This is a genomic window from Pseudomonas sp. LBUM1644 (assembly GCF_059716195.1).
Genome location: NZ_CP166812.1, coordinates 2,354,553 through 2,380,075 on the forward strand (window position 1 = coordinate 2,354,553; position 25,523 = coordinate 2,380,075).

22 protein-coding genes and 3 pseudogenes are annotated in these 25,523 nt (G+C 60.2%); 9 read left to right on the forward strand and 16 right to left on the reverse strand.

Features of this window, described 5'->3' with window-relative positions; genetic code table 11:
- Nucleotides 1-98: 98 nt before the first annotated feature.
- The 5 genes from ACA052_RS10640 to ACA052_RS10660 form a co-directional block, all read right to left on the reverse strand.
- Nucleotides 99-1,502 carry a heavy metal sensor histidine kinase gene (locus ACA052_RS10640; RefSeq protein WP_497649619.1) on the reverse strand — a complete coding sequence of 468 codons (1,404 nt, stop codon included), beginning with the start codon at nt 1,500-1,502 and terminating at the stop codon, nt 99-101.
- Nucleotides 1,499-2,170 carry a heavy metal response regulator transcription factor gene (locus ACA052_RS10645; protein ID WP_497649620.1) on the reverse strand — a complete coding sequence of 224 codons (672 nt, stop codon included), beginning with the start codon at nt 2,168-2,170 and terminating at the stop codon, nt 1,499-1,501. Before ACA052_RS10645 ends, ACA052_RS10640 begins: the two co-directional genes overlap by 4 nt.
- A gap of 38 nt (nt 2,171-2,208) precedes the next feature.
- Nucleotides 2,209-2,466: a DUF2790 domain-containing protein gene (locus tag ACA052_RS10650; protein WP_497649621.1), complete on the reverse strand. Its 258-nt coding sequence runs from the start codon at nt 2,464-2,466 to the stop codon at nt 2,209-2,211.
- A 128-nt stretch (nt 2,467-2,594) separates the two neighbouring features.
- Nucleotides 2,595-3,365, reverse strand: a complete 771-nt coding sequence (locus ACA052_RS10655; RefSeq protein ID WP_497649622.1) for an alpha/beta hydrolase — start codon at nt 3,363-3,365, stop codon at nt 2,595-2,597.
- Nucleotides 3,366-3,492: 127 nt separating this feature from the next.
- A complete protein-coding gene (locus tag ACA052_RS10660) occupies nt 3,493-4,386 on the reverse strand; it encodes a LysR family transcriptional regulator (protein ID WP_497649623.1) in 894 nt (297 codons plus the stop codon).
- A 245-nt stretch (nt 4,387-4,631) separates the two neighbouring features.
- Here ACA052_RS10660 and ACA052_RS10665 point away from each other — a divergent pair, with 245 nt between their 5' ends.
- From ACA052_RS10665 to ACA052_RS10695, 7 genes are all read left to right on the forward strand, one after another.
- Nucleotides 4,632-5,933, forward strand: a complete 1,302-nt coding sequence (locus ACA052_RS10665; protein WP_497649624.1) for an NAD(P)/FAD-dependent oxidoreductase — start codon at nt 4,632-4,634, stop codon at nt 5,931-5,933.
- Nucleotides 5,934-5,985: 52 nt separating this feature from the next.
- On the forward strand, nt 5,986-7,074 hold the full coding sequence (locus ACA052_RS10670; RefSeq protein WP_497649625.1) for a polyamine ABC transporter substrate-binding protein: 1,089 nt from the start codon (nt 5,986-5,988) through the stop codon (nt 7,072-7,074).
- A 238-nt stretch (nt 7,075-7,312) separates the two neighbouring features.
- Nucleotides 7,313-8,125 carry an energy transducer TonB gene (locus ACA052_RS10675; protein ID WP_497649626.1) on the forward strand — a complete coding sequence of 271 codons (813 nt, stop codon included), beginning with the start codon at nt 7,313-7,315 and terminating at the stop codon, nt 8,123-8,125.
- A 78-nt stretch (nt 8,126-8,203) separates the two neighbouring features.
- On the forward strand, nt 8,204-8,926 hold the full coding sequence (locus ACA052_RS10680; RefSeq protein WP_497649627.1) for a MotA/TolQ/ExbB proton channel family protein: 723 nt from the start codon (nt 8,204-8,206) through the stop codon (nt 8,924-8,926).
- Nucleotide 8,927: 1 nt separating this feature from the next.
- Complete coding sequence (locus ACA052_RS10685) at nt 8,928-9,329, forward strand: ExbD/TolR family protein (protein WP_497649628.1); 402 nt, start codon at nt 8,928-8,930, stop codon at nt 9,327-9,329.
- A 1,095-nt stretch (nt 9,330-10,424) separates the two neighbouring features.
- Nucleotides 10,425-11,552, forward strand: coding sequence for a GGDEF domain-containing protein (locus tag ACA052_RS10690; RefSeq protein ID WP_497649629.1), 1,128 nt, complete (start codon nt 10,425-10,427; stop codon nt 11,550-11,552).
- A 158-nt stretch (nt 11,553-11,710) separates the two neighbouring features.
- Complete coding sequence (locus ACA052_RS10695) at nt 11,711-12,052, forward strand: hypothetical protein (protein WP_497649630.1); 342 nt, start codon at nt 11,711-11,713, stop codon at nt 12,050-12,052.
- A 95-nt stretch (nt 12,053-12,147) separates the two neighbouring features.
- Here the strand turns inward: ACA052_RS10695 and ACA052_RS10700 are convergent, their stop codons facing one another.
- Nucleotides 12,148-13,122, reverse strand: a complete 975-nt coding sequence (locus ACA052_RS10700; RefSeq protein WP_497649631.1) for an aliphatic sulfonate ABC transporter substrate-binding protein — start codon at nt 13,120-13,122, stop codon at nt 12,148-12,150.
- Between the two features lie 223 nt (nt 13,123-13,345).
- Here ACA052_RS10700 and ACA052_RS10705 point away from each other — a divergent pair, with 223 nt between their 5' ends.
- Entirely contained in the window at nt 13,346-13,561 is a 216-nt protein-coding gene (locus ACA052_RS10705; RefSeq protein WP_034150404.1) for a TOBE domain-containing protein, read from the forward strand.
- A 175-nt stretch (nt 13,562-13,736) separates the two neighbouring features.
- Nucleotides 13,737-14,157 (forward strand): annotated as a pseudogene (locus tag ACA052_RS10710) (LLM class flavin-dependent oxidoreductase); the annotation flags it as partial.
- Nucleotides 14,158-14,245: 88 nt separating this feature from the next.
- Here ACA052_RS10710 and ACA052_RS10715 read toward each other — a convergent pair.
- The 10 genes and pseudogenes from ACA052_RS10715 to ACA052_RS10760 all read right to left on the reverse strand — a co-directional run.
- A pseudogene (locus tag ACA052_RS10715) lies at nt 14,246-14,593 on the reverse strand (TonB-dependent receptor plug domain-containing protein); the annotation flags it as partial.
- Nucleotides 14,580-14,888 (reverse strand): annotated as a pseudogene (locus ACA052_RS10720) (flavin monoamine oxidase family protein); the annotation flags it as partial. The pseudogenes ACA052_RS10715 and ACA052_RS10720, both read right to left, overlap by 14 nt.
- Nucleotides 14,889-15,088: 200 nt before the next feature.
- Nucleotides 15,089-17,221, reverse strand: coding sequence for a TonB-dependent receptor (locus ACA052_RS10725; protein WP_497649632.1), 2,133 nt, complete (start codon nt 17,219-17,221; stop codon nt 15,089-15,091).
- Between the two features lie 499 nt (nt 17,222-17,720).
- On the reverse strand, nt 17,721-18,692 hold the full coding sequence (locus ACA052_RS10730; protein WP_497649633.1) for a D-isomer specific 2-hydroxyacid dehydrogenase family protein: 972 nt from the start codon (nt 18,690-18,692) through the stop codon (nt 17,721-17,723).
- Complete coding sequence (locus ACA052_RS10735) at nt 18,689-19,876, reverse strand: acyl-CoA dehydrogenase family protein (RefSeq protein ID WP_497649634.1); 1,188 nt, start codon at nt 19,874-19,876, stop codon at nt 18,689-18,691. Before ACA052_RS10735 ends, ACA052_RS10730 begins: the two co-directional genes overlap by 4 nt.
- A 122-nt stretch (nt 19,877-19,998) precedes the next feature.
- Entirely contained in the window at nt 19,999-21,009 is a 1,011-nt protein-coding gene (locus tag ACA052_RS10740; protein WP_497649635.1) for an ABC transporter substrate-binding protein, read from the reverse strand.
- A gap of 13 nt (nt 21,010-21,022) precedes the next feature.
- On the reverse strand, nt 21,023-21,706 hold the full coding sequence (locus ACA052_RS10745; RefSeq protein ID WP_497649636.1) for a peroxiredoxin-like family protein: 684 nt from the start codon (nt 21,704-21,706) through the stop codon (nt 21,023-21,025).
- Nucleotides 21,703-23,049, reverse strand: a complete 1,347-nt coding sequence (locus ACA052_RS10750; protein WP_497649637.1) for an LLM class flavin-dependent oxidoreductase — start codon at nt 23,047-23,049, stop codon at nt 21,703-21,705. The genes ACA052_RS10745 and ACA052_RS10750 overlap by 4 nt, the downstream gene beginning before the upstream one ends.
- A gap of 27 nt (nt 23,050-23,076) precedes the next feature.
- Nucleotides 23,077-24,054, reverse strand: coding sequence for an ABC transporter substrate-binding protein (locus ACA052_RS10755; RefSeq protein ID WP_497649638.1), 978 nt, complete (start codon nt 24,052-24,054; stop codon nt 23,077-23,079).
- 12 nt (nt 24,055-24,066) lie between these two features.
- Entirely contained in the window at nt 24,067-25,377 is a 1,311-nt protein-coding gene (locus ACA052_RS10760) for an FAD-dependent oxidoreductase (RefSeq protein ID WP_497649639.1), read from the reverse strand.
- Nucleotides 25,378-25,523 lie beyond the last annotated feature (146 nt).

Consider the following 25,523-nt stretch of genomic DNA (forward strand, 5'->3'; position numbering starts at 1 on the left):
TTACCGCAGAAACGGATATGTACCCAATCCCAATCCCAATCCCAATCCCAATCCAAATCCCAACCCACCGCGACCGCTATTCAACATCCGTTTCGCCCTCACTCCCCCCGCCGCCGCGCAGGGAAAAACAGCTCAAAGCAGGTGACCCCCTCGCTGCTGCTGACACTGTAAGCGCCGTTGTGCAGCTGCATGATGGTCGCCACGATCGACAAACCCAGTCCATTGGACTGCGCCGACCGTTCGCGCGACTGATCAACACGGTAAAAACGTTCAAACAACCTCGGCAAATGCTCAGCCGGGATGGTCTGGCCGTGATTGCGCACTTGCAGGCGGATGCCGTCGGCCGCCGGTGTGGCGCGGATGACCAGCTCGGAATTCGGCGCGCCGTACTTGATGGCGTTGGCACACAAGTTGGCCAGGGCACGACGCAGCAGCATCGGCTCCGCCCAGATCAGTCCGGTGCCCTGGGCATCGATGCCGATGCCGACCTCCGCTGCGAGCCCTTCGAAGTAGTCGGCGATGCGTTCCATTTCCTCGGCCGCCTCCAGTTCCTGCCGTTGGCGCAGGGCGCTGGCGGGATCGGTGCGGGCCAGAAACAGCATGTTGTCGAGCATGCGCGCCAACCGTTCAAGCTCTTCGACATTTGAGGCGAGTAACTGTTGATAGGCTTCAATGCTGCGGTTTTGCTGCAGGGCGACCTGGGTTTCGCCAAGCAGGTTGTTGATCGGGGTGCGCAGTTCATGGGCCATGTCGGTCGAGACCTGTCCCAGTTGCACGAAGCCCTTGCCCAGGCGATCGAGCATGGCGTTGAAAGCCTCGATCATCGGCAGCAATTCTTGCGGAGCCCCCTGGCTGTCGAGGCGTTCGGTGAGGTTGCCGACGCCGATGCCGTGCGCGTGTCGGGCCAGGCGTCGCAAGGGCAACAGCCCGCGATGGACCAGCAGGCAGCCGGAGAGCGCCAACAGGATCGCCGCCGCGCTGGCGAACAGGTACACGTTCAGGCGGTAGTTGGCGAGCACGGCAGTCCGCTCGGTCATCAGGCGCCCGGTGAGCACTTGCAGGTTGCCCATGTCGCCGGAATCGATGGTCGCCGCCAGTGCCGAGAAGGGAATGCCTTCCACGCTCGGCAAATGCTGGACGTCGGCCACGCTCAGGGGATGATCCATCGGCACCGGTGCCAGCGACGGCATTGCCAGGTTGCCGGGGTTGACCACCAACACAGATTTTTGCCCGGGGGCGCCGATGCTCAGCAAGGATTCGCGGTTGCCCAGCATGTTCTGGAACAGCGCCGGTTTGGTTTTGATCAGCTCCAGCGTATTGCTGTCGTTGAGGAAGGTGCGCAGTTGATCGATGCGGGTTACCAGTGCGGCGTCGTCGCGGCGGATCAGCTCGCGTTCCAGGTCGCGGTACAGCGCTACGCCCAGCAGGGTCAGCGAGACAAACGCGAGCAAGGCAAACACCAGCGCCAGGCGCACCGTCAGGGAATGGCGAAGGCGGATCATGGTTGCGTATCGAAGCGGTAGCCGATACCGCGCACGCTGTGGATCAGCTTGAGCTGGAACGGGTCGTCGATTTTCAGCCGCAGGCGCCGCACCGCGACATCCACGACATTGGTGTCACTGTCGAAATTCATGTCCCAGACCCGTGAGGCGATCATCGAGCGCGACAAGACTTCGCCCTGATGCGTGGCGAACAGGTGCAGCAAGGCGAATTCCTTGTTGGTCAGGGTGATCCGCACGCCGGCGCGGGTGATGCGGCGTTTCAGCACGTCGATTTGCAAGTCATCCACCTGCAGATGTTCTTCTTCACGTGTCGGACCGCGACGGGTCAGGGTGCGCAGGCGCGCTACCAGTTCGGCAAAGGAAAAGGGCTTGATCAGGTAATCGTCGGCGCCCAGTTCCAGGCCCTTGATGCGGTCGGCAATGTCATCGCGGGCGGTCAGGAACAGCACCGGCGTATCGGCTTCCTTGCGCAAGCGGCGCAGGACTTCCCAGCCATCCATTTTCGGCATCATGACGTCCAGCACGATGACATCGAATTCGTGCTCCAGCGCCAAGTGCAAGCCATCGACCCCGTCCCGCGCCAGGCTGACGGTGTACCCGAGTTCCTGCAGGCCATTGAGCAGATAGTTACCTGCCTTCGGTTCGTCTTCGACTACCAGGATGTTCATGGGGGTTGCCTCAGCCAGTTGGCGCCAGTGTAGCCGGATCAATGATCATTGGTGCAGCCACTGCCGTCGACCTGGTAATCCAGCACGTGTTCGCGACCCTGGTGATCGAGGTAATCGAGGCGGGCCGGGATCACGCCGCACTGCTGGGAGATGTCGGTGCTGAACAGGACTTTATCGACGTCCATGTGCACAAAAAAACCGGGCTTGTCGCGGATCACCGGCGCAGTGGGCTGGGTATCGGCAAACGCCGAGCCGGTGGCGAGGAGGGCGGTGAAACCGAGGATTAGCATTTTCATGACGGTTCTCTCTATTCGGGTTTTGCAGGGGCTGCCGGTTAGCCGGGCAGTGAGTTCAGGTTAACCAGGCGTCCCGGACAGCCGACCAACAGTTCGATGACAAAGTTGTAATGAAACCGGGTTCGGCGTCAGGGCTGGCGGCCGGAGGCTTCGAGGATCAGGTCGGCGATTTCTTTGGAATGAGAGACCAGGGACAAGTGGCTCGACGGCAGTTCGATGGTGGTCGCGCCCATGCGCTTGGCGAGGAAGCGCTCGAGGTCCGGGTTGATGGTCTGGTCGAGGCTGGAAACCGCGTACCACGAAGGTTTGGTGTGCCAGGCCGCCGCGGTGGTGCGGTCGGTGAACAGCGTTTTCGCGATCGGTTGCTGAACGGCGAACAGTTGCATCGCCTTGTCGTGAGGCACGTCACTGGCGAAATACTTGAGGAACGCGTCCTGCTTGAGGCTGATATAGCCATCGTGTTCTTCGGTGCCGGAGCGCACCGGCATCGTCGGATACTGGCCGGACAGCGCGACGAAGTCCTCACCCGCGTCCGGTGCCCGGGCCGCGACGTACACCAGTGAGCTGACGTGCGGGTTGACCCCGGCTTCACTGACTACCGTGCCGGCATAGGAGTGGCCGACCAGCACAGTCGGGCCGTCTTGTTGATCGAGCACACGTTGGGTGGCCGCCACGTCATCGGCGACCGAGGTCAGCGGGTTTTGCACGGCGGTGACGTGCAAGCCGGCGGCCTGCAACCGCGAGATTACCTCAGACCAGCTCGAACCATCCGCCCAGGAACCGTGGACCAGCACGACGTTGTTGGCCTTGACCGGCGCGATGCTGCTGGCCATCGCGGAACCGGTGCCCAGCATCATCAGGCTGGCGGCGATCAGGCAGAGTTTGCTCAATGGTTTCATGGTATCGACCCTTTTCATATCGGTGGGAGGCGTGTCACCCGGTGTGGGTGACTGACGACTTCACTGTATGAAGCGAGGGTGCTGGCTACGCTGACAACTCAATGACAAGTGTGTAATGCAAGGCGCGTCAGTTTGCCGGTTCGGCCTGCTGTGCAAACCATTGCATGATCGACAAACACCCCGGATGCGCGGCGGCTGACGGTTGCGGGCACAGCGAATATACCCCTCGGGTTTTCAACGGCTGGCCGAACGGGACGACGAGCACCCCACGGTCGATGGATTCCCGGGCCAGGGTCAAGTCGGTCACCGCCACACCCAGGCCGCGCGCGGCGGCGTCCAGTGCCAATTCGTCGAGGTTGAACGGGATGTGCCGGTAGTCGTCCAGGGATCTGCCGCCATTGGCGGCGAGCCATTCGATCCAGGCTTGTTTGTCTGCCGAACGATGCAGCAGCGGGACATTCACCAGGTCTTCCACCGACGCCAGTGGCCGGGTTGTACTGGCAAGACCCGGCGCGCACACCGGCACCAGCGCTTCTTCGAACAAGGTCAGGCAATCGGGATCGCCGGACGGCTCCGGCAGATAGAGGATGTAGGCGTCGCTGTCACTGGCCGGCTCGACGATCTCCGTCGCGACGGTCTCGATCGCCAGCGAAATGTCCGGGTGACAGCGGTAGAAGTCGCTGAGCTTGGGCAGCAACCAACGAACCGCCAGCGACACGTGCATGCGGATGCGAAACGGCCGCTTCTGCCCGGAGAGACGGTCTTCGAGGGTCTTCAATTGCTCGAGGATAGTGCGCGCGCTGGCGAGCACCTGTTCGCCTTCCGGGGTCAGGCGAATGCTGCGGCTGCTGCGCACAAACATCGGCACGCCGAAGTGACCCTCCAACTGCTGGATTTGCCGACTCACTGCGCTTTGGGTCAGGCAGAGCTTTTGCGCCGCCTGGGTGAAGCTGCCGCAATCAGCGACTTCCACCAGTGCCTGCAAGGCCTGGAGAGACGGGACGTGGCGAATCTTATCCATGCGTTTTCAGAATGCCTCGATGATTTTATAACGTTGGGTGTATGACTGAAGAGCTAATAGATTCTAGCTCTAGCGACCGTCATCTCAAACCACCCATGCAAATACCGCATGAGGTTGCCAACTGTAGGAGCTGCCGCAGGCTGCGATCTTTTGATCTGGATTTTAAAAAACAAAGTCAAAAGATCGCAGCCTTCGGCAGCTCCTACAGGAGACCGGGGCGGTTCGACATTCAAATGAGGTGATGCATGGAAAATGTATGTGGCTGGATCGCGCAAGCCGGGAATTCTCCGGTTCGTGATCGCCTGAGCGGCAAGCAAAAGGCCGATTGGCTGGTCATCGGTGCCGGCATCACGGGCCTTTGCGCGGCGCATACGCTGGCTGAAATGCATCCTCAAGCGCGAATCGTGGTGGTCGACAGACAGCGCGCCGCGCAAGGCGCTTCGGCGCGCAACTCTGGATTTGTGGTGGGCCATGAGCACCCGGCCACGGATGAGCTTTCGGGTCATGCAGGGTTTGCCGGTTATGCAGTGGACACCGAGATTTCCCGTGTCGCGAGCGCAGAGGTACGCCAGCGCATTTCGCGTCATGCCATCGAGTGCGACTTCCGGGATAGCGGTTATTTCTTTGCAGTGAGCGACCCCGCCAAGCTGACCCACGTCGAGGAAAAACTGGCGACGCTGAACGCCGTCGGTGCCTCTGCCCAATTTCTGCAGGGTGAGCAGTTGTTCAAAAAACTGGGGACCCGGCACTACCAGGCCGCGATCTGGTGCGGCAACGGCAACGCGCTGCTCCAGCCGGCGAAATACGTGAGGGGCTTGCTCGATGCGTTGCCAGAGAATGTGACCCTCTACGAAAACACCGATATCACTGGCCTGGAGCGAGTGGGCACAGGGCTTATTCGCGCCAATGGCATCGACGGCAGTATTTCGGCGAAGCAAGTCCTGGTGTGCCTGAACGCCTTCATTCCGCGATCGGGGATCGACGACAGCGGCACGTTCGCGATGGAACTCAGCGCCAGCCTGACGCGGCCCCTCAGCGATAAAGAGTTTCAGGCCATTGGCGCCGTGGAACCCTGGGGCGTGCTGTCGACCCGGCCACTCGGTGCCACGGTGCGCCTGACGCCGGACCGGCGCGTGATGATCCGCAACACCGCGGAGTACCGCTCCCGCGACTTGACCAACAATGAGTTGCTGCTGCGTCGACAGCATCATGTGCTGGGCTTGCAGCGGCGTTTTCCGTTCCTGGGCGAGCAGGATATTCAATACACCTGGACCGGACATTTGAGTGCCTCGCGCTCTGGCCAACCGTTTTTCGCCAAGGTCGAAGAGGGCGTGTACGCGGTGGCCGGTTGCAACGGTTCGGGGGTTGCGCGCGGCACGTTGTGGGGCCGACTGCTCGCGGAGATGGCATCGGGTTCCAGCTCGCCCATCCTCGAATCGGTGATGCGCCGGGCCCAGCCGGGCTGGCTCCCGCCCAAACCCCTGCTCGACATCGGTGCCATGCTACGCATGCGTGTGGAGGCGGTCAGGGCCAGAACAGAAATCTAGAAAACCGGCGATCCCAAAAAAATAAAAGCTCATCAAACACAGGTGATTGAACATGCGCATCAACAATATTCCGCTGATGGTTGTGCTGGCGACATTGTCGGCCGCCACGTATGCCGACGAAGTCGTCAACATTTCCAACTGGAACGGCTACATCGCCGATGACACCTTGGTCAATTTCACCAACGAAACGGGGATCAAGGCGACCTACGACATCCACGACAGCAACGAAGTCCTGGAATCAAAACTGATGACGGGCAATACCGGTTACGACGTGGTCAGTCCGTCGAACCATTTCCTGTCGCGACTGATCAAGGCCGGGGCGATTCAGAAGCTGGATAAAAGCCAGCTGCCCAACTGGAAAAACCTTGATCCGGCGTTGATGAAAAAACTCGAGGTCAATGACCCGGGCAACCAGTACGGCTATCCGTACATGTGGGGCACGGCGGGCATCGGCTACAACGTCGAAAAAATCAAGGCGATCTTCGGCAACACCGACGTCACCCATTCCTGGAGCCTGTTTTTTGATGAAGCCAACATCAAGAAGCTCAGCGAATGCGGCGTCGCGATTATCGACAACCCGACACAGATCCTGCCGATCACCCTCAATTACCTGGGCCTGCCGCCGCACAGCCACGAGCCGGCGGATTACAAGAAAGCCGAGCAGGCGCTGCTCAAGATCAGGCCTTATATCCAGTATTTCCACGCCTCCAAGTACATCAGCGATTTGGCCAATGGCAACGTCTGCGCGGTGATTGGCTTCAACGGCGACGTGGTGCAAGCGGCCGCCAGCGCCAAGGAAGCCAAGAACGGGATCGACATCGCCTATTCGATTCCTGACGAAGGCTCGACCCTGTGGCTCGACATGGTGGTCATGCCCAAAAGCGCGCCCCACGAAAAGAATGCGTACACCTACATGAACTACCTGCTGGACCCGCACGTCATTGCCAACATCAGCAACAGCATCCATTACGCCAACCCCAACAGCGCGGCCGATGCGTTTGTCACTCCGGCGGTCAAGCAGGACCTGGCGATTTACCCGCCGAAAAGCGTGATGGACAAGCTGTTCACCGTCGAGGATCTGCCGGCGGCTATTGCGCGGTTGAGTACACGGTTGTGGACCAAGTTGAAAACCAATACCTAACCCTTGGAAAAATCGGCCCTGCGCCAGCGCTTTCGTCGGCCTCTTCGGCGAAAGCGCTGGCGCGCAGTCGTTTTTGAACTGAGGGTTTTGTTATTCGCTAATTGCATAATTCTCTAATTAAATATTCTTTTAAGAAATATAAAGATTCGTTGATGATCTCTTGGCACTTTTAAGTCGATTCAGGGCGCCGATTCGTCGAAGCCTGGAAATAAAACTGAAGGTTTACAGGAGTAGATAAATGGGCAACGTCCAGAGCCCCGCCAGTCTCCCGCAGGTATTCCAGAACCTGGGGCCCGGTGGCGAATTGCTCAACCTTGGCCGGGTATTTCGAGAGCCGTTGGCGCAGTCACGGCTGCACAGCACGCCCAAACGGGTGTTGAGTCGCCGCGAAGTCAGTTTGCTGGTGGTGCTCGCGGTGGTGTTGCACGGCGCGGTGATTTTTTGGGTTCGGCAGCTACCGGCACCGGAATTGCCGGTGGTGCCGCCGGAGATCCCGCCGATGACCATCGAATTCTCGCAGCCAGCGCCACCGGTGGCGGTACCTCCACCGCCCGAGCCAATTCCGCAACCCGTGGTCGAGCCGCCACCACCGGTGGAAGACGAATTGGCCGTGAAGCCACCACCACCCAAGCCGATTCCCAAACCGAAGCCCGTGGTCAAACCGGTGCCAAAACCGGTGGCCAAACCCGTGGAGCAGCCACCCGCACCGCCTGCGCCGCCACAACCGGTCGCCGCGCCAGCACCGCCTGCACCACCCGCTGCGAAACCGGTGACGCCGGCTTCAGCCAACGCCGGTTACTTGCACAACCCGGCACCTGAATACCCGTCGCTGGCAATGCGCCGAGGCTGGGAAGGCACGGTGTTGTTGCGGGTCCATGTGCTGGCCAGCGGCAAGCCCGGCGAAATACAGATCCAGAAGAGCAGTGGTCGCGATCAGTTGGATGACGCGGCACTGGCCGCCGTCAAACGCTGGAGTTTCGTGCCGGCCAAGCAAGGCGACGTCGCTCAGGACGGCTGGGTCAGCGTGCCCATCGACTTCAAGATCAAATAGCAAACCCAACCGCAACAGCGGGCCACCCCACAAAAGGAGCGCCGCCACTCAAGCATTCAACATCAGAGATCACAGACCATGAATCTACTCGCATCCCCCTTTGAATCCATCGAACACGCCGTCATCTGGCTATTGATCCTGTTCTCCGTGGCGACCTGGGGCCTGGCCTTGCTCAAAGGGCTGCAGTTCACCCGGCTCAAGGTACAGGATCGAAAATTCCATAAGCAATTCTGGGCCGCTTCGAGCCTCGATTCGGCTGCCGAATTCGCCAACAGCCTGCCCGGCGCTGCTGCGCGCGTCGCGTTGGCCGGTTATGCGGCGATTCAGGTCAGTGACCACCAGAACACCGACCTCAGCCAGTCGATCAACCATCAGGACCGACTCGAGCGCGCCTTGCGCCAGCAGATCGTACGTGAACGGCGCTCGCTGGAAACCGGCCTGGCGATCCTTGCGAGTATTGGCAGCACCTCGCCCTTTATCGGTCTTTTCGGGACTGTTTGGGGGATCATGTCGGCCTTGAAAGGCATCAGTGCGGCGGGCTCGGCGAGCCTGGAAACCGTGGCCGGGCCGATTGGTGCGGCACTGGTCGCCACCGGTGTCGGGATCGCGGTCGCGGTGCCGGCGGTGCTGGTCTACAACTACCTTTTGCGTCGGTTGAAACTGACTTCCGCTGACCTGGATGACTTCGCTCACGACTTCTATAGCCTGGCGCAGAAACACTCGTTCCGTGTGCTGCTGCATCCGGTGCTGAGCAAGTCTGGCGCCAGCGTCGCCGGGCAGAAAGTCAAGGAGGCGTCCTGATATGGCCTTCTCCACACAAGACAGCGATGAAGTGCTTAGCGAAATCAACGTCACGCCTCTGGTGGATGTGATGTTGGTGTTGTTGGTGGTGTTCATCGTCACCGCGCCGTTGCTGACCAATGCGATACCGATCAACTTGCCGAAGACTGAATCGGTGGCGCCCGTTGAACAAAAAGATCCGTTGGTGGTGAGCATCGACGACAAGGGCAAGGTGTTCATCAACAAGGATGAGGTGCAAGCGGATTTGCTTGAGTTCAACTTGCAGGCCGCCAAAGCGAAAAACCCGGATGTGCGTGTGCAATTGCAAGCGGACAACGGGGTGAATTATGGCGAAGTGGCCAGGGCGATGGCGTCTATTGAGCGGGCGGGGATTACCAAGTTGTCGGTGATTACGGCTAAGTGACGTAGGTTTTTATTGGGATTGGGGGCATATCCGTTTCTTCGGGTGTTGCTGCTGGCGGTTTCGCTCTTACAGCGAGTTACTTGGAAAAGCGCCAAGTAACCAAGCGCTCTTGCCCCTGGCGTACGGCCTGCCGATGGGGCAAGAAGATCAAAAACCAAGGCAACAGCAAAAGCGAGGCGGCCTGCCGGCCGGCCTGTCCTTCAAGCCTGCTCGCGACGCACACCGATCCCATGCCCGGCAAATAATCCAACTGTAGGAGCCAAGCTTGCTGGCGAAGGCGGACTGGCAGCCATTGATGTCGACTGATACGGCCTCTTCGCGAGCAGGCTTACTCCCACAATGGATCGGCGGCGCACACTAATCCCATGCCCGGCAAATAATCCAACTGTAGGAGCCAAGCTTGCTGGCGAAGGCGGACTGGCAGCCAATGTCGACTGATACGACCTCTTCGCGGGCAAGCCCGCTCCCACAGGGAATTTCAGTGGACACGCAGCCTGTGTTCACCCAGATCGAGGGTGGGAGTGAGCCTGCTCGCGATAGCGGACCGGCCTCCACCAATGATGTCGACTGCCACGGCCCCTTCGCGAGCAGGCTCGCTCCCACATAAAGCAAAAGCAGCCCAACCCGCTTTTGATTTTCACCACTCAAGGCCGAGCGTTAGCTCGCCTGCATTTGATCTTGACGCACCGCCCCCTCGTGAGGCCGAGCGCAGGTTCTGCGCAGTGGGCAACCCGGCATGGATGCCGGGTTAGCCGCGCACGGCCATGGATGGCCGATCGCGGCGGGCCCACGGAGCAGGACCGGAGCGAGGGCATGCCGAGCCACAGCGAGGCACCGAACGAAAGGGGCAGGAGCCCTTGGTTACTTGGGGCTTTTCCAAGTGACTCGCTGTAAAAGCGAAACCAATAGCGGCCGTTACCGAAAAAACGGATATACACCCAATCCCCAATCCCCAATCCCCAACGAACAGCAACAAAACAATGGCATATTCGATGCGCCAAAGTTGTTACCCCCGCCATTGCTGAATCGGTTGTTTGCGTTGCTAGCACGATGCCACAATGGCGGCCGACGCAGCATCATGATCAGGCGGATCACATGGATGGCCCAGAAGCTCGAAATAACCAGAACCCGTTCATAGACGAGCAGGTTCGCACAGACCGATTGCACCAGCTGTTCCGCCAGTCAGTCTCGGCGGTATTTGGCAGTTTTCTCGCGGCGGTCATTCTCTGCTGGCTGTGCTGGGATCGATTTGACCAGAGCATCATTGTCGGATGGCTGACCCTACTGACGGCGTCGTCACTGTTGCGTCTCTCGATGTTCACTACCTATTTCCGCAGCCCCGAACACGAACGCACGCCACAACGCTGGGAGCGCCGATACTGGTGCACGCTGGTGTTATCCGCCGGCATCTGGGGTGTGGGCGCATTAACCGTCATGCCCGCCGACGATCTTTTGTCGCAAGCGCTGGTCATGCTCTTCACCGTCGGGATGTCGGTCAGCGCAGTGTCCTGTTACTCCGCCTATCGATACATGACGCTAACGTCCATCGGCCTGGTGCTGTTGCCTTGCGCCACGTGGCTGCTGTTTCAACCGTCCACGATTCAAGTCGGTATCGCGCTGGCGGTGTTTGTGTTCGCGTGCTTTATGGCCAGGGCTACACGCAAAATGGCCGAGGCACTGGAGACCGCTTTTCGTTTAACCCGTGAAATGGAGTTAGCGCGCAATATCTCCGCGCGTGCTGCACAAACAGATGAACTCACCGGACTTAATAATCGCCGGGCGTTTTTCGAGCACGCCCAGCAACTGTTCAAAGACTGTAAACGCAATCGACTGGGTCTGTGCGCCGTGATGCTGGACATGGATCACTTCAAACACATCAACGACACCTATGGTCATCAGGTCGGGGATCAGGTGCTGCGTCAGATGGGCGTGGTCATCAGTACGTCCTTTCGTGACACGGATGTGCACGGCAGGCTGGGTGGCGAGGAGTTCGCGGTCCTGCTCCCGGACACCTCGATCGAGGCCGCCGTCAAAATGGCGGAACAGCTCATCCAGGCTATCGAAGGGTTGATGACCGGACCTGTTCACCGCATAACGGCAAGCCTCGGCGTGGCGTCAACGGAGGCCGGTGACAAAGATCTGCACAGTTTGATGAACAATGCGGATAAAGCCCTGTATCAAGCCAAGGCCCGGGGACGCAATCAAATCGCTGTAGCGCAGTAGCGTTGGCGCCCCCGGCCAGGGGCGTACAACTATTGCTTCAGATAATAGTCACCATCAAGAAACGCAAGTTCTGTTTTTCCGGGAATAGCGGAAAATCCCCCCATCAACGCCGAATCGTGGCGTAACAAACCAAAGCATTTTATTTCAGGATCGCGCCCATGCGTCTTTTATGTGTGCCTGCCATGGCCTTCGCCTCAGCGCTGCTAGCCGGTTGCGCTTCTGCGCCGAATGACCCGACGCTGACACTGCAGACGAAAAAAACGCCCGCCGAATACGCAGGGTGTGTTGTGCCCAGGTTGCAGGGCAGTGCGCTGAATCCGACTGTTTCGCAAACCCAGCGCAGTTACCGGATTGTGGTGCCCAGCAAAGTCTCAGCGGACAACGTTCTGGAAGCCTACAAGACCTCGAGCGGCGGCAAAGTGTACTTATACGAACGCCAATTGCTCGCCTCAAGTTTCCTGCCTTCGAGTTTCGAGCGGGCGGCACAGGACTGCATCTAAACAGGCAATAAAGATTTCAAGCGCTCCTTTGGTTGGCCGCAACCAACCAATTTTTTAGCCCCGCACCCCATTTGGGTCGCGGGGTTTTTTTTGCTTCAAGGTTTCCAGATATCGACGTCCTGGGCATCGACCGCCTTGGGCAACAAGCCCGCGGCAAAAAATGCATCGGCGATTTTCTGTTGCTCGCCCAACTGATCGCCTTTCACCGGCTGAACCAGATAACTGCGATGCGTGTTGGCAGACTCGACCGTTGCGACATCGAGGTTCCCCCACAACGGACTGAGGACCTGTGCCGCTTCAGCCGGATTATGCTTGACCCAGCTGCCGGTCTTTTGCAGTTGCTCGTAAACCAGTTTCAGGACTTCGGGGTGCGCCTTGGCGTAGCTCGTGCTGCTCAGGTAATAGCGTTTGTAACTGGCCAATCCTGCGCCGTCAGACAGGGTGCGCGTCGGCAGTTGACGTTGCACGCTGGTGAGGAAGGGTTCCCACGTGACCCAGGCGTCGACCTTGTTGTTCTCGAAGGCCGCGCGGCCATCGGCGGGCGACAGGTAGGCGGGTTCGATGTCGGAAAACTCCAGGCCCGCTTTCTTCAGCGCGGCGATCAGCAAATAGTGGGCGCCGGCCGCTTTGGTGACCGCCACTTTCTTGCCTTTCAAATCCGATAATTGCAGCAGGGGCGAATCCTTGCGCACCACGATGGCCTGGGCCGAAGGCGAGGGCGCTTCTTGCGCAAAGTAGGTCAGTTTGGCCTGCGCGGCCTGGGCGAAAATCGGCACGGTGTCGGCCACGTCTGCGCTGATATCGACGTTGCCGACATTCAGGGCTTCCAGTAGCGGCAAGCCACTTGAAAACTCATGCCAGGTCACATCGATGTCTTTCTGCGCGAGCGTTTTCTCCAGCGTGCCTTGGGTTTTCAACACGGTGATCAGGGTCGACGATTTCTGATAACCGATGCGCACGGTTTCCCGGGCCTGAGCCGGGAGTGCGAATGCCAGGGCCAGCGCAACGGCCAGACCGGCGAGTAACGGACGACGGAATGGATTTTCAGCGTTTTTGATGGATTTGGGCATGCAAGGCTCGACAGTTAGCGAAGGAGAGGAGCTATCTGCCATCAATCATATTGTTCTAAAAAATAATTCATAAAGAATTTTTAGGACTTAGCTTAGGGGGTTTATATATTCCATAAAAGAATAATCAAATCGTTATTTATTCCTTTTGTTGTCGTCTGAAGAGGCGCACTTTGAAGACCTGCACAACAGTGCGCATCTCCCACACCAGACAGGAAGCCTTATCATGACCATCAAAGCGATCAACGTACGCAACCAGTTCAAGGGCGTCATCAAGGAAATTCTCGAAGGCGAAGTGGTCTCGGAAATCGACGTGCAAACGGCCTCCGGCATCGTCACCTCGGTGATTACCACGCGTTCAGTGCGCGATCTTGAATTGAAGATCGGTAGCGAAGTCATTGCCTTCGTCAAATCCACTGAAGTCTCGATTGCCAAGCTCTGATGTAGAACCAAATCCTGTAGGAGCTTGCCTCTGTGGCGAGGGGGCTTTTGTGGCGAGGGGGCTTGCCCCCGTTGGACCGCGAAGCGGCCCCAAACAATGGGCCTGCTGCGCAGTCCAACGGGGGCAAGCCCCCTCGCCATAAAGGCTCGCTCCCACAGGGTGGCTACATTGACAGCGTCAGCACCGTCTCGACCACCAGGGCGAGTTCTTCTCGGTGACCGGGCCGCTGAACATTGCGCGTTCGGCGCAAGGCCAACCGGTGATTTTCCAGGCTGGAATTTCCGAATCCGGGCGCAACTTGGCGGCGAACTTTGCCGAAGGGATCTTTGCCGGCGTCGACAATTTAGAGGACGCCCGCGCCTACTATCAAGACGTCAAACAACGGGTTTGTGGAAGGCGCCGTCGATGGTTTCAACATCCGCGTCGGCGCGCCCGGCGAATTCGCTCGGTTCACCCACGAAGTCCTGCCACTGCTGCGTAAACGCGGCTTGTTCCGCAGCGAATACAGCCACAGCACCTTGCGTGGTCACCTGGGGTTGCCGGTGCCGGTCAATCGCCACAGTGCGGCCCGCGAAGCGCACGTGGTCGCCGCCTAAGAAGATCAAAAGATCGCAGCCTGCGGCAGCTCCTACAGACGTACATCCTGTAGGAGCTGCCGCAGGCTGCGATCTTTTGTCTTGGGGATCAGAACGCGTATTGCACGCGGGTGTAGTAGTAACCGCCGGTGAAACCGAACGGTGAGTAGCTGCCCCAGTTATCGCCGAACGAGGAGTTCGGTACGCCGATGTGATCGGGGTATTTGTCGAACAGGTTTTGTGCGCCGACGGCCACGGTCAGTTGTTTGGTGAGCGCATACGCCACGTCGAGGTCGGTAATCCACTTGGCCGAGTAGTCGCGGTCCAGGTCTGGATTGCTCGAACTGTTGACCTCGGTGTACGTGCCATAACGGGTCAGCCGCAGGTTGACGTTGAAGTCATTGATCGCCCAGTCGCCGGAAAAGATCATCTTGCTGCTGGGGGAGGTCTTGGTGATGGCTGGGAATGCGCGCAGGACCGGCGTTGAAAAAGTGGCCTTCATCGAAGTCGACGGTCTGGCTGACGCCATCGTCGAAGTCGACTTTAGTGCCCCGACGCAACGTCCAGTTGCGCCCGCCAACGCGTTCGCGGGCCTCCAGTATTGTCACGCTGAAGCCGGCCTTGCGCAGCTCATAGGCGCTGACCAGACCGGAGATCCCGGCGCCGACCACGACCACGTGTTTACCTTTGCCACTGCTGCCCAGTTGCAACGGATTGAAACTCGACGCCACGGCCTGAGGCGTCAGCCCCAGCGCGCCGAGGGCGCCGACAGCGGCGGAATAGCCCCCGACGGCGGCTGCGGGTAAAAGCCATGGTGTTGCTCCCTGTTGTTCAAAAGGTGTTGGATCCCCTGTAGGAGCTGCCGCAGGCTGCGATCTTTTGATCTTGTTTTTAAAATCCAAAGTCAAAAGATCGCAGCCTGCGGCAGCTCCTACAGGGACGGTGGCGACGGTTAAAGGTCGTAGCGCACGGACAGCAAGAGGGTGCGTGGATCGTTGATCGAGTAATAACGGGCGCCACTGGACGGCACGTAGCCGACCGATTGCGGGTACGCGCGATCAAGCAGGTTTTTCACCGCGAGGGTGGTGGTCCAGTGGCCGTCGCCGGAGATGTAGCGGGTGTTGGCATTCCAGAACGTCTGTTTAGGGATTTCCTGGATGTCGTCATTCAGCGCGTTGGCGTAGGACTTGGTCTGGAACTGCGCATCGGTGCCCGCCAGCCAGGTGCCGGGCAAGCCCGCCGGGATGGTGTAGTTGAGGCCGACGCTGGCGTTCCAGCGCGGCGAGAACACCAATTGTTTGCCGTTGGCATCGACGCCGGGACCGCTGGCGTTTTCGAAGTCGTCGTACTGGCTTTGCAGGTACCCGACGTTGGCCGTCAGTTGCAGGTCGTTGGTCACTGCGGTCAAGGTTTCCAGCTCGACGCCATAGGTATGGGCCTGGCCAACGTTGGTCCGCAGGCTGACGCCCAGCGCCGGGTCGTAGGCGTTGGTCTGCAGGTCTTTGTAGTCGTTGTAAAACACGGCCACGTTGGCCCGCAGGCGACGGTCGAAAAAGTCACCCTTGAAGCCGGTTTCCCAGGTGGTCACGTCTTCTGGCGAGAACGCCTGTTCGGCGGCGGCCTGGGTCGGCGCGCGGTTGTCGTAGCCACCGGCCTTGAAGCCTTTGGCCACGTAGGCGTATTGGTTGAGGTGCGGTGTCCAGGCGTATTCGAAGCCGATTTTCGGACTGGTGGACTGCCAGGACTTGCTCGACTCGGCAACGAAGTTGGTCCCGGTGATCTGCCGGTTGGTGTTGATGGCGTAGTTGGTGTAGTCGAAGTTCTTGTGTTCACGGGTAAAGCGCAGCCCGGCGATCAGCGACAGCTGCGGCGTGATCTTGTAACTGCCCTGGCCATAGAGTGCGTAGCTTTCGGTGTTGGTGGTGCTGTATTGGCCTTGGCCGATGACCCGGTTGCGGGCGATGGAATAGGTGAGGTTGTCGCGGTCGGCTTCGAATTTTTCGCGGTACAGGTACAGGCCGGTGCTGAAACTGAAATCCTCGTAGTCGCCGTTGAGCTGGAATTCCTGGGTGGCATAGTCCTGCTTGTAGGTGATCAGGTTGTTCTGGATCAGGGCGGCCTGACCCGAGTTGTCATAGTCCACCGGCTGGTTGAACGCGGAATAGGCGGTCACCGACTTGAAGTTCAGGTTGTCGTTGATGGCGTAGATCGCGCGCAGTACCGAGCTGCCTTGGTCCAGGCGGTTTTTCGGATCGAGGCTGCTGTAACTCTTGAATTTGTCGTAGCGGCCGTTGGCATCAAACGGCGTATAGCTGGTGGTGTCGCCACGGTCGAAGGTGCCGGCCAGGGTCAGTTGCACATCCCACGGCGAATCGTCGGGGTTGTAGCGCAACTTGCCGCGATAGGACTGGATGTCGACGTTGTTCACATCCTTGCCCCGCGTCGGATCGGAAACGGTGCCGTCACGGGTCAGGCGAATCGCCGAAAAACTGCCAAACAATGCATTGTCCACCAGCGGGCCACTGATCAGCAGGCGGCCGTTTTGTGCGTTGTAGTCGCCGGCACCGAGCTCCAGGAAACCGCGGGTTTCCTGGGTCGGATCACGGGTGATCACGCGAATCGCGCCGGCGCTGCTGTTACGCCCGTACAACGTGCCTTGCGGGCCGCGCAGGACTTCGACGCGCTCGACGTCGTTGAAGTCGAGCATCGAGGAAATGGCCCGCGGGATGTACAGGTCATCGGCGTAGACCGCGACGGCCGACTCCTGGATCGGATCGGTCTCGCCGATGCCACGAATCCCGTAGGTCTGAGCGCTGTAGGAGATCGACTGGCGACTCAGCGTCAGGTTGGGCACTTGCCCGGAGAGATCGCGAATGCTCTTGATCTGCTTGTCTTCAAGGGCCTTTTCGTCGAACGCGGAAATGGCCAGCGGGGTTTTTTGCAGGTCTTCGCTGTGGTGTTCAGCGGTGACGGTCACGACAGGCAGGGCACCCTCCGTGGTGCTTTCTTCGGCGTGGGCCGACACGCCGAACAGTGCCAGCGAGATGGCCAGCGTCAGGCGATTTGAATGGAAGATGTTGTGCATGGTGGACCCCGGGTGTGTAAGTGCTGTGTTGGCGTCGTTATGTTTTTTTCGGCAAAGCGTTGCCGGGGCCAGGGTTTGAGAGCCTTGGCGGCATGGGCATGAGCCGGTTTCAGGTTTGGGTGGAGCGGTTGACCGTGGAGTGGTGTCGGCCGGAAAAACGTGCGGTTCCGTGGGCCTCCACCTGGTCAGGGGTCGGTGATGGTTCTAACAATATTTATATAAGCGACGACTGTAAAAGTCCGATTAGTTATAAGGTAATTATAAAAAAACAGACATTTAATATGAGAAATAAATGCGTAATGCTGATTATTTAATAAGATAAGTTTCAGGCGCAAACGACCTGTAGCAGCTGCCGAGGCACGAGGCTGCGTTGGGCTGCGCAGCGGCCCTCGAGGGCGGTCCTGCGGACACGCAACGCAGCCTCGTGCCTCGGCAGCTGCTACAGGACGTCCGAACGCGGCCAGAGCCGTCGGCAGCAGCAGGGGCGTGGTGCTGGGCTTCAATACCCGCGCTGTACGTTCGCCAGGTTTTCCGGCGCCAGGCCGTTGAGGAAACGTTCGAGGTTGGCCAGGAAACTGTCAGCAATTTCGTGGCGACTGTTGCTGGAGATCGCCGAGGTATGGGGCGACAGGCGCACCCGTGGATGAGCGTAGAGCGGATGCCCGTCCGGCAGCGGTTCCGGCTCGGTGACGTCGAGCGAGGCGAGGCCGATGTGCCCGGTTTCCAGTGCTTCAAGCAGCGCGCCATGGTCAAGCAAACCACCTCGGGCGATGTTGATCAGGTGCAGCCCGGGTTTAGCGCTGCCGAGCACAGCACTGTCGACGATATGCCGGGTCGCGTCGGTCAAGGGCGCGGCGAGCACCAGATGATCGGACCGGGCGAACAAGTCATGGATATCGTGAGCCGCTTGCACCCCTTCAACCTCGAACGGTGTCTGGCTCTGCCGCAGGGCGAGGACGTTAATGCCCAGCGCATGGGCCTTGGCCGCGAGGCTGCGGCCGATGGCGCCGAAACCGAGGATGCCGAGGGTCGTACCTTTGAGCGGTGTCAGCGCGGTGAAACTCCATTGCGAGTCATGCACCCAAACGTCTGGCAGGCGCTTGGCCGCCGCGAAAATGGCGGCCAGGGCGAATTCGGCGATGTTTTCGGCGGCGCTGCCCCGTGAGGTACTCACCGGCGGGCCGTTGAACAGCCATTTGGGGTAGAAGTCGATGCCGGAGGACACCACCTGAATCCACTTCAAGCCATAGGGCCAGCCGGGAGGCGGAGTATCCGGCGCCAGGTAGCCGCGAACATTGATCGGGCGCGCCAGCAAAATACCGACTTCCGCTGGCAAGTCGCTGGGCACCCCCGGCGGCACGCTGAGCACCTGGGCGCCGGGGTGAGTGTGGGCTAGGCGCTGGCGGATGACTTCGTTGAAGTCTTCATCCAGTTGGCTGGCGATAACCAGCGGATGGTTGGGCTGGCTCATTGGCTGTCCTTCTGTTGGCGTCGGGCGAAAACGGCTCTGCCGACGCCTTGCAGCACGGCGTCGTTTTGCGGTGTATGGACACGACTGCACAACACGTCGCGGTAATGCCGTTGCAGCGGATTGTGGCGCGACAGGCCAGGATTTCCAGACGCTTCGATGGCCAGCTCGACGGCGCGGATCGCATTGCCGGTCACCAGGTATTTCAGTTGCGCCGCATGACTGGCCGGCGTGTTGCCCTCGGCGGCGGCGTCCAGCAGGCTGCGGTTGGCAAACAGGAGGGTGTCGATGTGGCCGACGGTTTCCTGAAAGCGCGGCAGGGTCGACAGCGACGCGCCGAGGTTGGATGGCTTGCGTTGTTCCAGCCAGCCGACGAACCAGTCACGGGCCGCTTGGGCGACTCCGTCGTAGACCGCTGACAGCAACACCGACATCCACAGCAAGCCATCGCCATCGAGTTCGGCTTGCGGCGCGCTCCACGGGCTGACGCTGACCGCGTGATCCAGCGGCACCAGCACATTGTCGAACACCACTTCATGACTGCATGTGGCGCGCATGCCCAGGTGATCCCAATCGTCGATGATGCTGATGCCGGACGTGTCCTTGTGCACCAGCCAGGTCCCCACCAACGGGTCCTCGTCATTGCTGCGCCCCCAGACGCTGAACCACGTCAGGCCATGACTGCCGGTGGAGTAGATTTTGCGACCGCTGATTCGCCAACCGGCCGCGGTGCGCCGGGCGATGGTGGCCGGCAGACCGCCGCGAGCCGGGGTGCCAAGATCGGGCTCGACGCGCAACGCATTGATCAGCGCGCCGTTCTCGACGGCATCCCGGGCCACCTGCAGACGCAGCGCTTCCGGCCAGTTTTTACTGTCTTGCAGGCGCGAATGCTGAAGGTATTGCATCACCAGAATCAACGCCGTCGAGGGTTCGCCCTTGGCGATTGCGCTGATGGCCTTGCGCGCCTGGGCCAGGTTCACGCCGCCACCGCCGAGGGCCTTGGGCACCGTCAGCGCGACCAGGCCGTGCTCATGCAACAGTTTGAAATTGTCATGCGGGAACGCGCCGCTTTCGTCATAAACGTGGGCGCTGGCGCCCAACTGTGCACCGATGCGTTCAAGCAACGCCTCGAAATTGGCCGCTTCGACCGAGCGCAGCACGGGCGGGTGTTGAGAAGAAAGACTCATGGTGAATTCACTCGATCAGAAAAAGTAAGCGCTGACAATCCCTGTAGGAGCTGCCGCAGGCTGCGATCTTTTGATCTTGTTTTTAAAAATCAACGTCAAAAGATCGCAGCCTTCGGCAGCTCCTACAGGGGCAACAACGGGAAGTTTTTGTCCCACAACGGGCTGACATCGAGCCGTTCGCTCAACACGCCTGCGTCGAAGAACAGGTCGGCCACTTCCTGCTGCGAAGCAATCGCCTGGTCATTGACCTGGATGATTTTCGACGGCTGGCTGCGGTTGTTGTGCATGTCGAGAAACACCGCTTTGTCCACGCCCAGCAACTGTGCGGATTTGTCGGCCCACGGCTCGGGATTGTTGTTGATCCATTCGAGCGTGCGCGCCTGGCGTTGCAGGTAATCCTGGATCGCTTGCTTGCGCAGCGGGTCTTCCAGTGCAGCGGGGCGGGCGGCGATCAAATAGTTACCGGACAAATAACCCAGCGCGGTTTTCAGTACGCGGGCACCACTGCGGAATTTCGCCAGTTGGATGAACACGCCATAAATGACCCAGGCATCGAGCTGTCCGCTCTGGAAAGCCGTGAAGCCATCCTGCGGCGTGAGCGCCACCGGCGTGATGTCCTTCAGGGTCAGGCCCTGTTCCTTCAGCGCCTTGATCAGGAAGTAGTGCGACGTGGTGGAGCGCACGTAGCCGACCCGTTTGCCGCGCAACTGCCCGATCGACTCGATGTCCGACTCTTTGGGAATCAGGAACACTTGATTGTTCACATCGCTTTGCAGCACTGCGATCAATCGCGGCTGGCGATGGCTTTGAATCGAGAAAATCGGCGGAATTTCGCTCATCCCGCCAATGTCCAGACTGCCCGAGGCCAGTGCTTCGACAATCAGGTTGCCGCCGGCGAATTCCGAATAGTCGACTTTGTACGGCGTATTGGCGGTGCCGGCGTCAGGGGTGAAGTACGAGTCCTGGCCGCGGTAGGTGGCGACGCCCAGGGTCAGGTCCGAGAGGTTGCCGGTCTGGGCGAACGCGCGACTGGCCAGTCCCAGGGAGGACAGCCCCAACGCCCCGAGAGCGATCGAACTGGCCGTCAGGAAGCCGCGACGATTGAACTGTCCCTGTGTGATCTTTTTCGTCATGGTCAGGCTCTTGTCAGATGGCGACTGGCAGGGCTGTCTGCCCCAGCAATTGTTCGACGGCGTATAAAACCCGCTCGGCTTCGGTGCGCACCAGCCAGTCGGGACTGACCTCGGCGAAGGCCACTGTGCCGTCCCTGGCGATGACCACGATGGTGGGCTGCGGCAATTCCCAAGTACCGGTGCCGGTGGTTTCGCCGATGCCATTGCCCTTGGCCAGTGCGGCTTTGCGCGAGGCTTCATCGAAACTGTAGAGAATGCCCAGGCGTCGCCCAAGCTGGTTGTCCGGGTCGCTGGCCACTTGCAGTTCAAGGGTGTGCCGCGTCTTGATCTCCACCAGGCGTTCCGGCACTTGTGGGCTGACCGCCACCAGCGGCACGCCCAGCGCGTGCAATTGTGGATACAGCTGGCGTTGGTAATAGGGCAGGGCGATGTTGCAGGCCGGGCAGCCGGCGAAGCGGAAGAAAATCAGCACCGCGGGACCGTTGGCGAGCAACTCGTCGCGACTCAGGCTGCCACCTTCGACCTTCAACAACGTGAAGGGCTCCAGTGAATCGCCGGCCCTGACGAAGTCTTCGGTCCTGGCTTCATTCACCAGGCGTTGACGTTGATCGATGTTGACTTGCAGGGCCGCGGGTTCCCAGGTCGCCACGCGTTGCGCATGCAAATCGGCCAGCAATCGGTTGAGGGGTTCGCTCATGCTGGCTCCTCGATGTTGTCCTGGGCCTTGGTCGCGGTGTGGCGATTGGCGGGGACTTGCAGGCCGAGGTTGTCGCGCAGCGTCTTGCCGCTGTACTCGTCGCGAAACAGCCCGCGCTGTTGCAGCACCGGTACCACCAGCTCGGTAAAATATTGCAGGCCGTCCGGCAGCAGCGAGTTGATGATGAAGCCGTCCGCCGCACCTTCTTCGAACCACGTCTGAATCGCGTCGGCGACCTGCTCGGGCGTGCCGACGAAATCGCGACGCGGACGGGAGAAACGCAGGGCCACTTGGCGCAAGGTCAGGCCTTGATCCTTGGCCAGTTGCTTGATTCGGTCCGACCCGCCTTTCTGGCTGTTGGCACCCAGGTCGCCCAACTCGGGGAACGGTGCATCCAGTGGGTACTGGCTGAAGTCATGATCGTTGAACGGCCGGCCGAGGGCGACAATCGCGTCTTCAATGGTCACCAGCGCCACGGCTTGCTCGTAGCGACTTTCCACCTCGGCTTCATCGCGCCCCACGATGGGGCGGATGCCCGGCAGAATGGACAGCTGATGCGCATCGCGCCCGAAGGCGCTGGCGCGGTTTTTCAAGTCTTGATAGTAGGCGTGTGCATCCTCGAAGTTCTCGGGGCTGACAAAAATCGCATCGGAATTTTCCGCGGCGAAATTGCGCCCGGCCTCAGACGTGCCGGCCTGGAAAATCACCGGCTGACCTTGCACGGAACGGGCGATATTGAGCGGACCTTTCACCGAGAAAAACTCACCCTTGTGCTCCAGTGCATGCAGCTTGCCGGGGCTGAAAAACTCGCCGCTTTGCTTGTCATAAGCGAAAGCGTCGTCCTCCCAGGAATCCCACAGGCCCTTGACCACGTCCACATGCTCTTTGGCGATGCGGTAGCGCACGGCATGCGGCGGGTGTTCGGTTTTACCGAAATTATCGGCGGTGCCGCTGAGCCAGGAGGTCACCACGTTCCATCCGGCGCGACCGCCGCTGATGTGGTCCAGCGAGGCGAATTGTCGAGCGACCTGGAACGGTTCGGTGTAGCTGACGGTGACGGTCGCCACCAGGCCAATGTGCTGCGTGGTGGCAGCCAGGGCCGAGAGAATGGTCAACGGCTCGAAGCGGTTGAGGTAATGCGGGCTGGACTTCTCATGGATGTGCAGGCTGTCGGCGATGAACACGAAATCGAACTTCGCGGCTTCGGCCAGGTGCGCCTGCTGCTTGTAGAAATCGAAGTTGACGCTGGCGTTGGTCACGGCATCCGGATGGCGCCATTCGCCCCATCCGTGGCCGACGCCGTGGACCATTGCACCGAGTTTCAGTTGGCGTTGTTTGCTCATGGTTCTACTCCTGAAGCAGTCGCATCGTTAACGGGATGCCTGGTTGAGTTGGGCGCGCTTGGCGTTGAAGCTTTTGTCGAAGCCTTGGGAGACGTCGATGTGTTTGCTGAGAATCGCTTCTTCCTGATAGATGTCGGCGGTGGTTTGCAGGCCGGCGATTACCTTGTCGTCAATCTCGACGGGTTCCATGTGCGTGCCTTTGGCGACGGCGATGTGCACGGCCAGCGGCAAACCGGTGACCTTGGCCTGGGCGGCGGCAAAGTCCTCGGGATGCGCGTTGGTCCAGCGGTAGGCGCGGTCGACCCGGGCGACGAAATCGTCCAGTTGCTGGCGTTTGCCGGCGATGGCCTGGCTGGTGGCGGCCAGGTACAAATGGTTGGTCAGCAGGGTTTCGCCGCTGGCCAGTACCTTGGCCTGATATTGGCTGGTGGCAATGGTGGTGTAGGGATCCCAGGTCGACCAGGCATCGGCGCTGCCGTTATCCAGCAGGATTCGTGACTCGCTTGGCAGCAGGTAGATGAACTGCACGTCGTGGGTGGTCAGGCCGGCATCGCGCAAGGCTTTGATCGCCAGGAAGTGGCCGATGGAGCCGCGCGTGGTGACGATGCGCTTGCCCTTGAGGTCGCTGGCCGTGTTCAGCGGCGAATCCTTGGGCGCGAGGATGGCCGTGGTGTAGCGACCCTCGGCGTGGATGATGCTGACGACTTTGATCGGCGCACCGGCTCCGAGGGCGAACACGTAGGGCGCATCGCCCAGTGCGCCGATGTCCACGGCGCCGGCGTTCAGCGCTTCACCCAGAGGCGCGGCGGCCGGAAACTCGGAGAACTGGATCTCGTACGGCACGTTTTTCAGTTCGCCGGACACCTCCAGCAGCACCTTGATCGAGGACTTTTGATTGGCCACCAACAGCGGTTGAAGGTCAGCAGCGTGGGCCATCGCGCCCAGCCCCAGCGAGAGGACGGCGCTTAAGAGCAGACGTTTGAAGGGCAGTCGTAGCGTTGACATGTTGGCGTCCTTTTACTGTGATTGGGTGGGAACGGCAGCGGTCTCGACAGCACCGCGGGCCAAGGCAAAAATGCCGTCCATGCGCCAGTGTTGATTGTTGAATGTCGGGTCCGCCGCCCATTCATCCCAACCCGAGTCGCGGCGGTACTGTCCGAGCAGATGGGCCAGTCGAGCGGCGCCACGTCCGGCGTACTGGCCGGAAGACAAAGCCCAGGCAGAGTTCTGCGCGCCTCCACCAGAGGTGGCACCGGCAATCAATTCACGGCTGGCAGCATCACCGGCGGCGAAGACTCCGGGAACGGTGGTCTGGCAGTGGTCGTCAATCACGCGCAGGCCGCCGACGCCACGGATGGTGCCTTCGGCGTGCAGCGTGACGGCGAATTTGTCGCGATAGGGATCGATGCCGCGTCGGTCGAACGGCAACATCAGGTTTGGCTGGATGGTCGGTAACTGAGCGCGAATGTGCGCCGGCACGCGATTCAGGCGGCAGTACACCGGACCGTTGAGCAATGCCTTGGCGAGTGCATCGGTGAAGTCCGGTCCGGTGGAAATGTTCAGCGGGCGGTCGGCGGCGTCGAAGTACTCGCCGAAGCTGTACACCATCGAACGGGTCATGCTGCTGCCCGCCGCCGCAATGCAGTAATAACTCGAGAACTCCATGCCGGACAATTCGGCACCCGCTTCGGCAGCCATCAGGTAACCGTCGCCAGTATTGGTGTGGCAACCCAGCAACCGCGAGAGGAAGGCACAACCGCCGCTGGCCAACACCACCGCACCCACGCGAACTTGCCAGTCACCGGCGGCTTGGCGACGCCAGCCACGGGCGCCGGCCACTTCGCCTTGATCGTTACGCAGCAGTTCCAGCGCCGGGCTGTGATCGAGAACGGTCACGCCACTGTCGAGCACCAGACGCCGCATGCCGCGCAGGTATTCCGGTCCGCGCAGTCCGCGATATTGGGTTACGCCTTGTTCGTTCTGCGGGAAATCGTAGTAGCCGGCGAGTGTCGGCAGACTGCGCCAGGTGGTGTCGATGATGCGCGACATCCAGCGTGCATCGGCCAGGCCATGGGCCGTGGCCAGACGCTTGTCGATGGCCGCTTCGCGCGCGCCGGGAACGGGCGGCACCCACCAATGACCAGGGCCGGCGGTAGCGGTCACGCCGCTGGTGCCGCAATAACCTTTGTCGACCAGAATAACCCGGGCGCCTTCACGCGCGGCAGCAACGGCTGCCCACGTGCCGGCCAGGCCGCCGCCGATGACCAGCACATCGGCGACCAGATCGAGCGTCGTTCGGGAGGCGGCGTGTGCCGAGGTGGTTGTCATGAAATGCAGGCTCCAGGCAGCTATTGCTAAGTTGGTTCACCTCCGCCTGGAGAAAGGGGTCGGCCTTGAATCAAAGTTATTCCTATAAAAAGCCGCTGTGAAGTTCTTTTTGGTTATATGCTAATTATTAATTAAGCTGATTATTA

Bases quoted from the DNA above. Each gene is read 5' to 3' on its own strand.
- ACA052_RS10740 (WP_497649635.1), bottom strand. From the start codon at position 21,009: ATGACGAAAAAGATCACACAGGGACAGTTCAATCGTCGCGGCTTCCTG.
- ACA052_RS10665 (WP_497649624.1), top strand. From the start codon at position 4,632: ATGGAAAATGTATGTGGCTGGATCGCGCAAGCCGGGAATTCTCCGGTT.
- ACA052_RS10655 (WP_497649622.1), bottom strand. From the start codon at position 3,365: ATGAAACCATTGAGCAAACTCTGCCTGATCGCCGCCAGCCTGATGATG.
- ACA052_RS10705 (WP_034150404.1), top strand. From the start codon at position 13,346: ATGACCATCAAAGCGATCAACGTACGCAACCAGTTCAAGGGCGTCATC.
- ACA052_RS10760 (WP_497649639.1), bottom strand. From the start codon at position 25,377: ATGACAACCACCTCGGCACACGCCGCCTCCCGAACGACGCTCGATCTG.
- ACA052_RS10745 (WP_497649636.1), bottom strand. From the start codon at position 21,706: ATGAGCGAACCCCTCAACCGATTGCTGGCCGATTTGCATGCGCAACGC.
- ACA052_RS10755 (WP_497649638.1), bottom strand. From the start codon at position 24,054: ATGTCAACGCTACGACTGCCCTTCAAACGTCTGCTCTTAAGCGCCGTC.
- ACA052_RS10695 (WP_497649630.1), top strand. From the start codon at position 11,711: ATGCGTCTTTTATGTGTGCCTGCCATGGCCTTCGCCTCAGCGCTGCTA.
- ACA052_RS10700 (WP_497649631.1), bottom strand. From the start codon at position 13,122: ATGCCCAAATCCATCAAAAACGCTGAAAATCCATTCCGTCGTCCGTTA.
- ACA052_RS10725 (WP_497649632.1), bottom strand. From the start codon at position 17,221: ATGCACAACATCTTCCATTCAAATCGCCTGACGCTGGCCATCTCGCTG.
- ACA052_RS10735 (WP_497649634.1), bottom strand. From the start codon at position 19,876: ATGAGTCTTTCTTCTCAACACCCGCCCGTGCTGCGCTCGGTCGAAGCG.
- ACA052_RS10670 (WP_497649625.1), top strand. From the start codon at position 5,986: ATGCGCATCAACAATATTCCGCTGATGGTTGTGCTGGCGACATTGTCG.
- ACA052_RS10640 (WP_497649619.1), bottom strand. From the start codon at position 1,502: ATGATCCGCCTTCGCCATTCCCTGACGGTGCGCCTGGCGCTGGTGTTT.
- ACA052_RS10690 (WP_497649629.1), top strand. From the start codon at position 10,425: ATGGATGGCCCAGAAGCTCGAAATAACCAGAACCCGTTCATAGACGAG.
- ACA052_RS10730 (WP_497649633.1), bottom strand. From the start codon at position 18,692: ATGAGCCAGCCCAACCATCCGCTGGTTATCGCCAGCCAACTGGATGAA.
- ACA052_RS10685 (WP_497649628.1), top strand. From the start codon at position 8,928: ATGGCCTTCTCCACACAAGACAGCGATGAAGTGCTTAGCGAAATCAAC.
- ACA052_RS10645 (WP_497649620.1), bottom strand. From the start codon at position 2,170: ATGAACATCCTGGTAGTCGAAGACGAACCGAAGGCAGGTAACTATCTG.
- ACA052_RS10680 (WP_497649627.1), top strand. From the start codon at position 8,204: ATGAATCTACTCGCATCCCCCTTTGAATCCATCGAACACGCCGTCATC.
- ACA052_RS10660 (WP_497649623.1), bottom strand. From the start codon at position 4,386: ATGGATAAGATTCGCCACGTCCCGTCTCTCCAGGCCTTGCAGGCACTG.
- ACA052_RS10650 (WP_497649621.1), bottom strand. From the start codon at position 2,466: ATGAAAATGCTAATCCTCGGTTTCACCGCCCTCCTCGCCACCGGCTCG.
- ACA052_RS10675 (WP_497649626.1), top strand. From the start codon at position 7,313: ATGGGCAACGTCCAGAGCCCCGCCAGTCTCCCGCAGGTATTCCAGAAC.
- ACA052_RS10750 (WP_497649637.1), bottom strand. From the start codon at position 23,049: ATGAGCAAACAACGCCAACTGAAACTCGGTGCAATGGTCCACGGCGTC.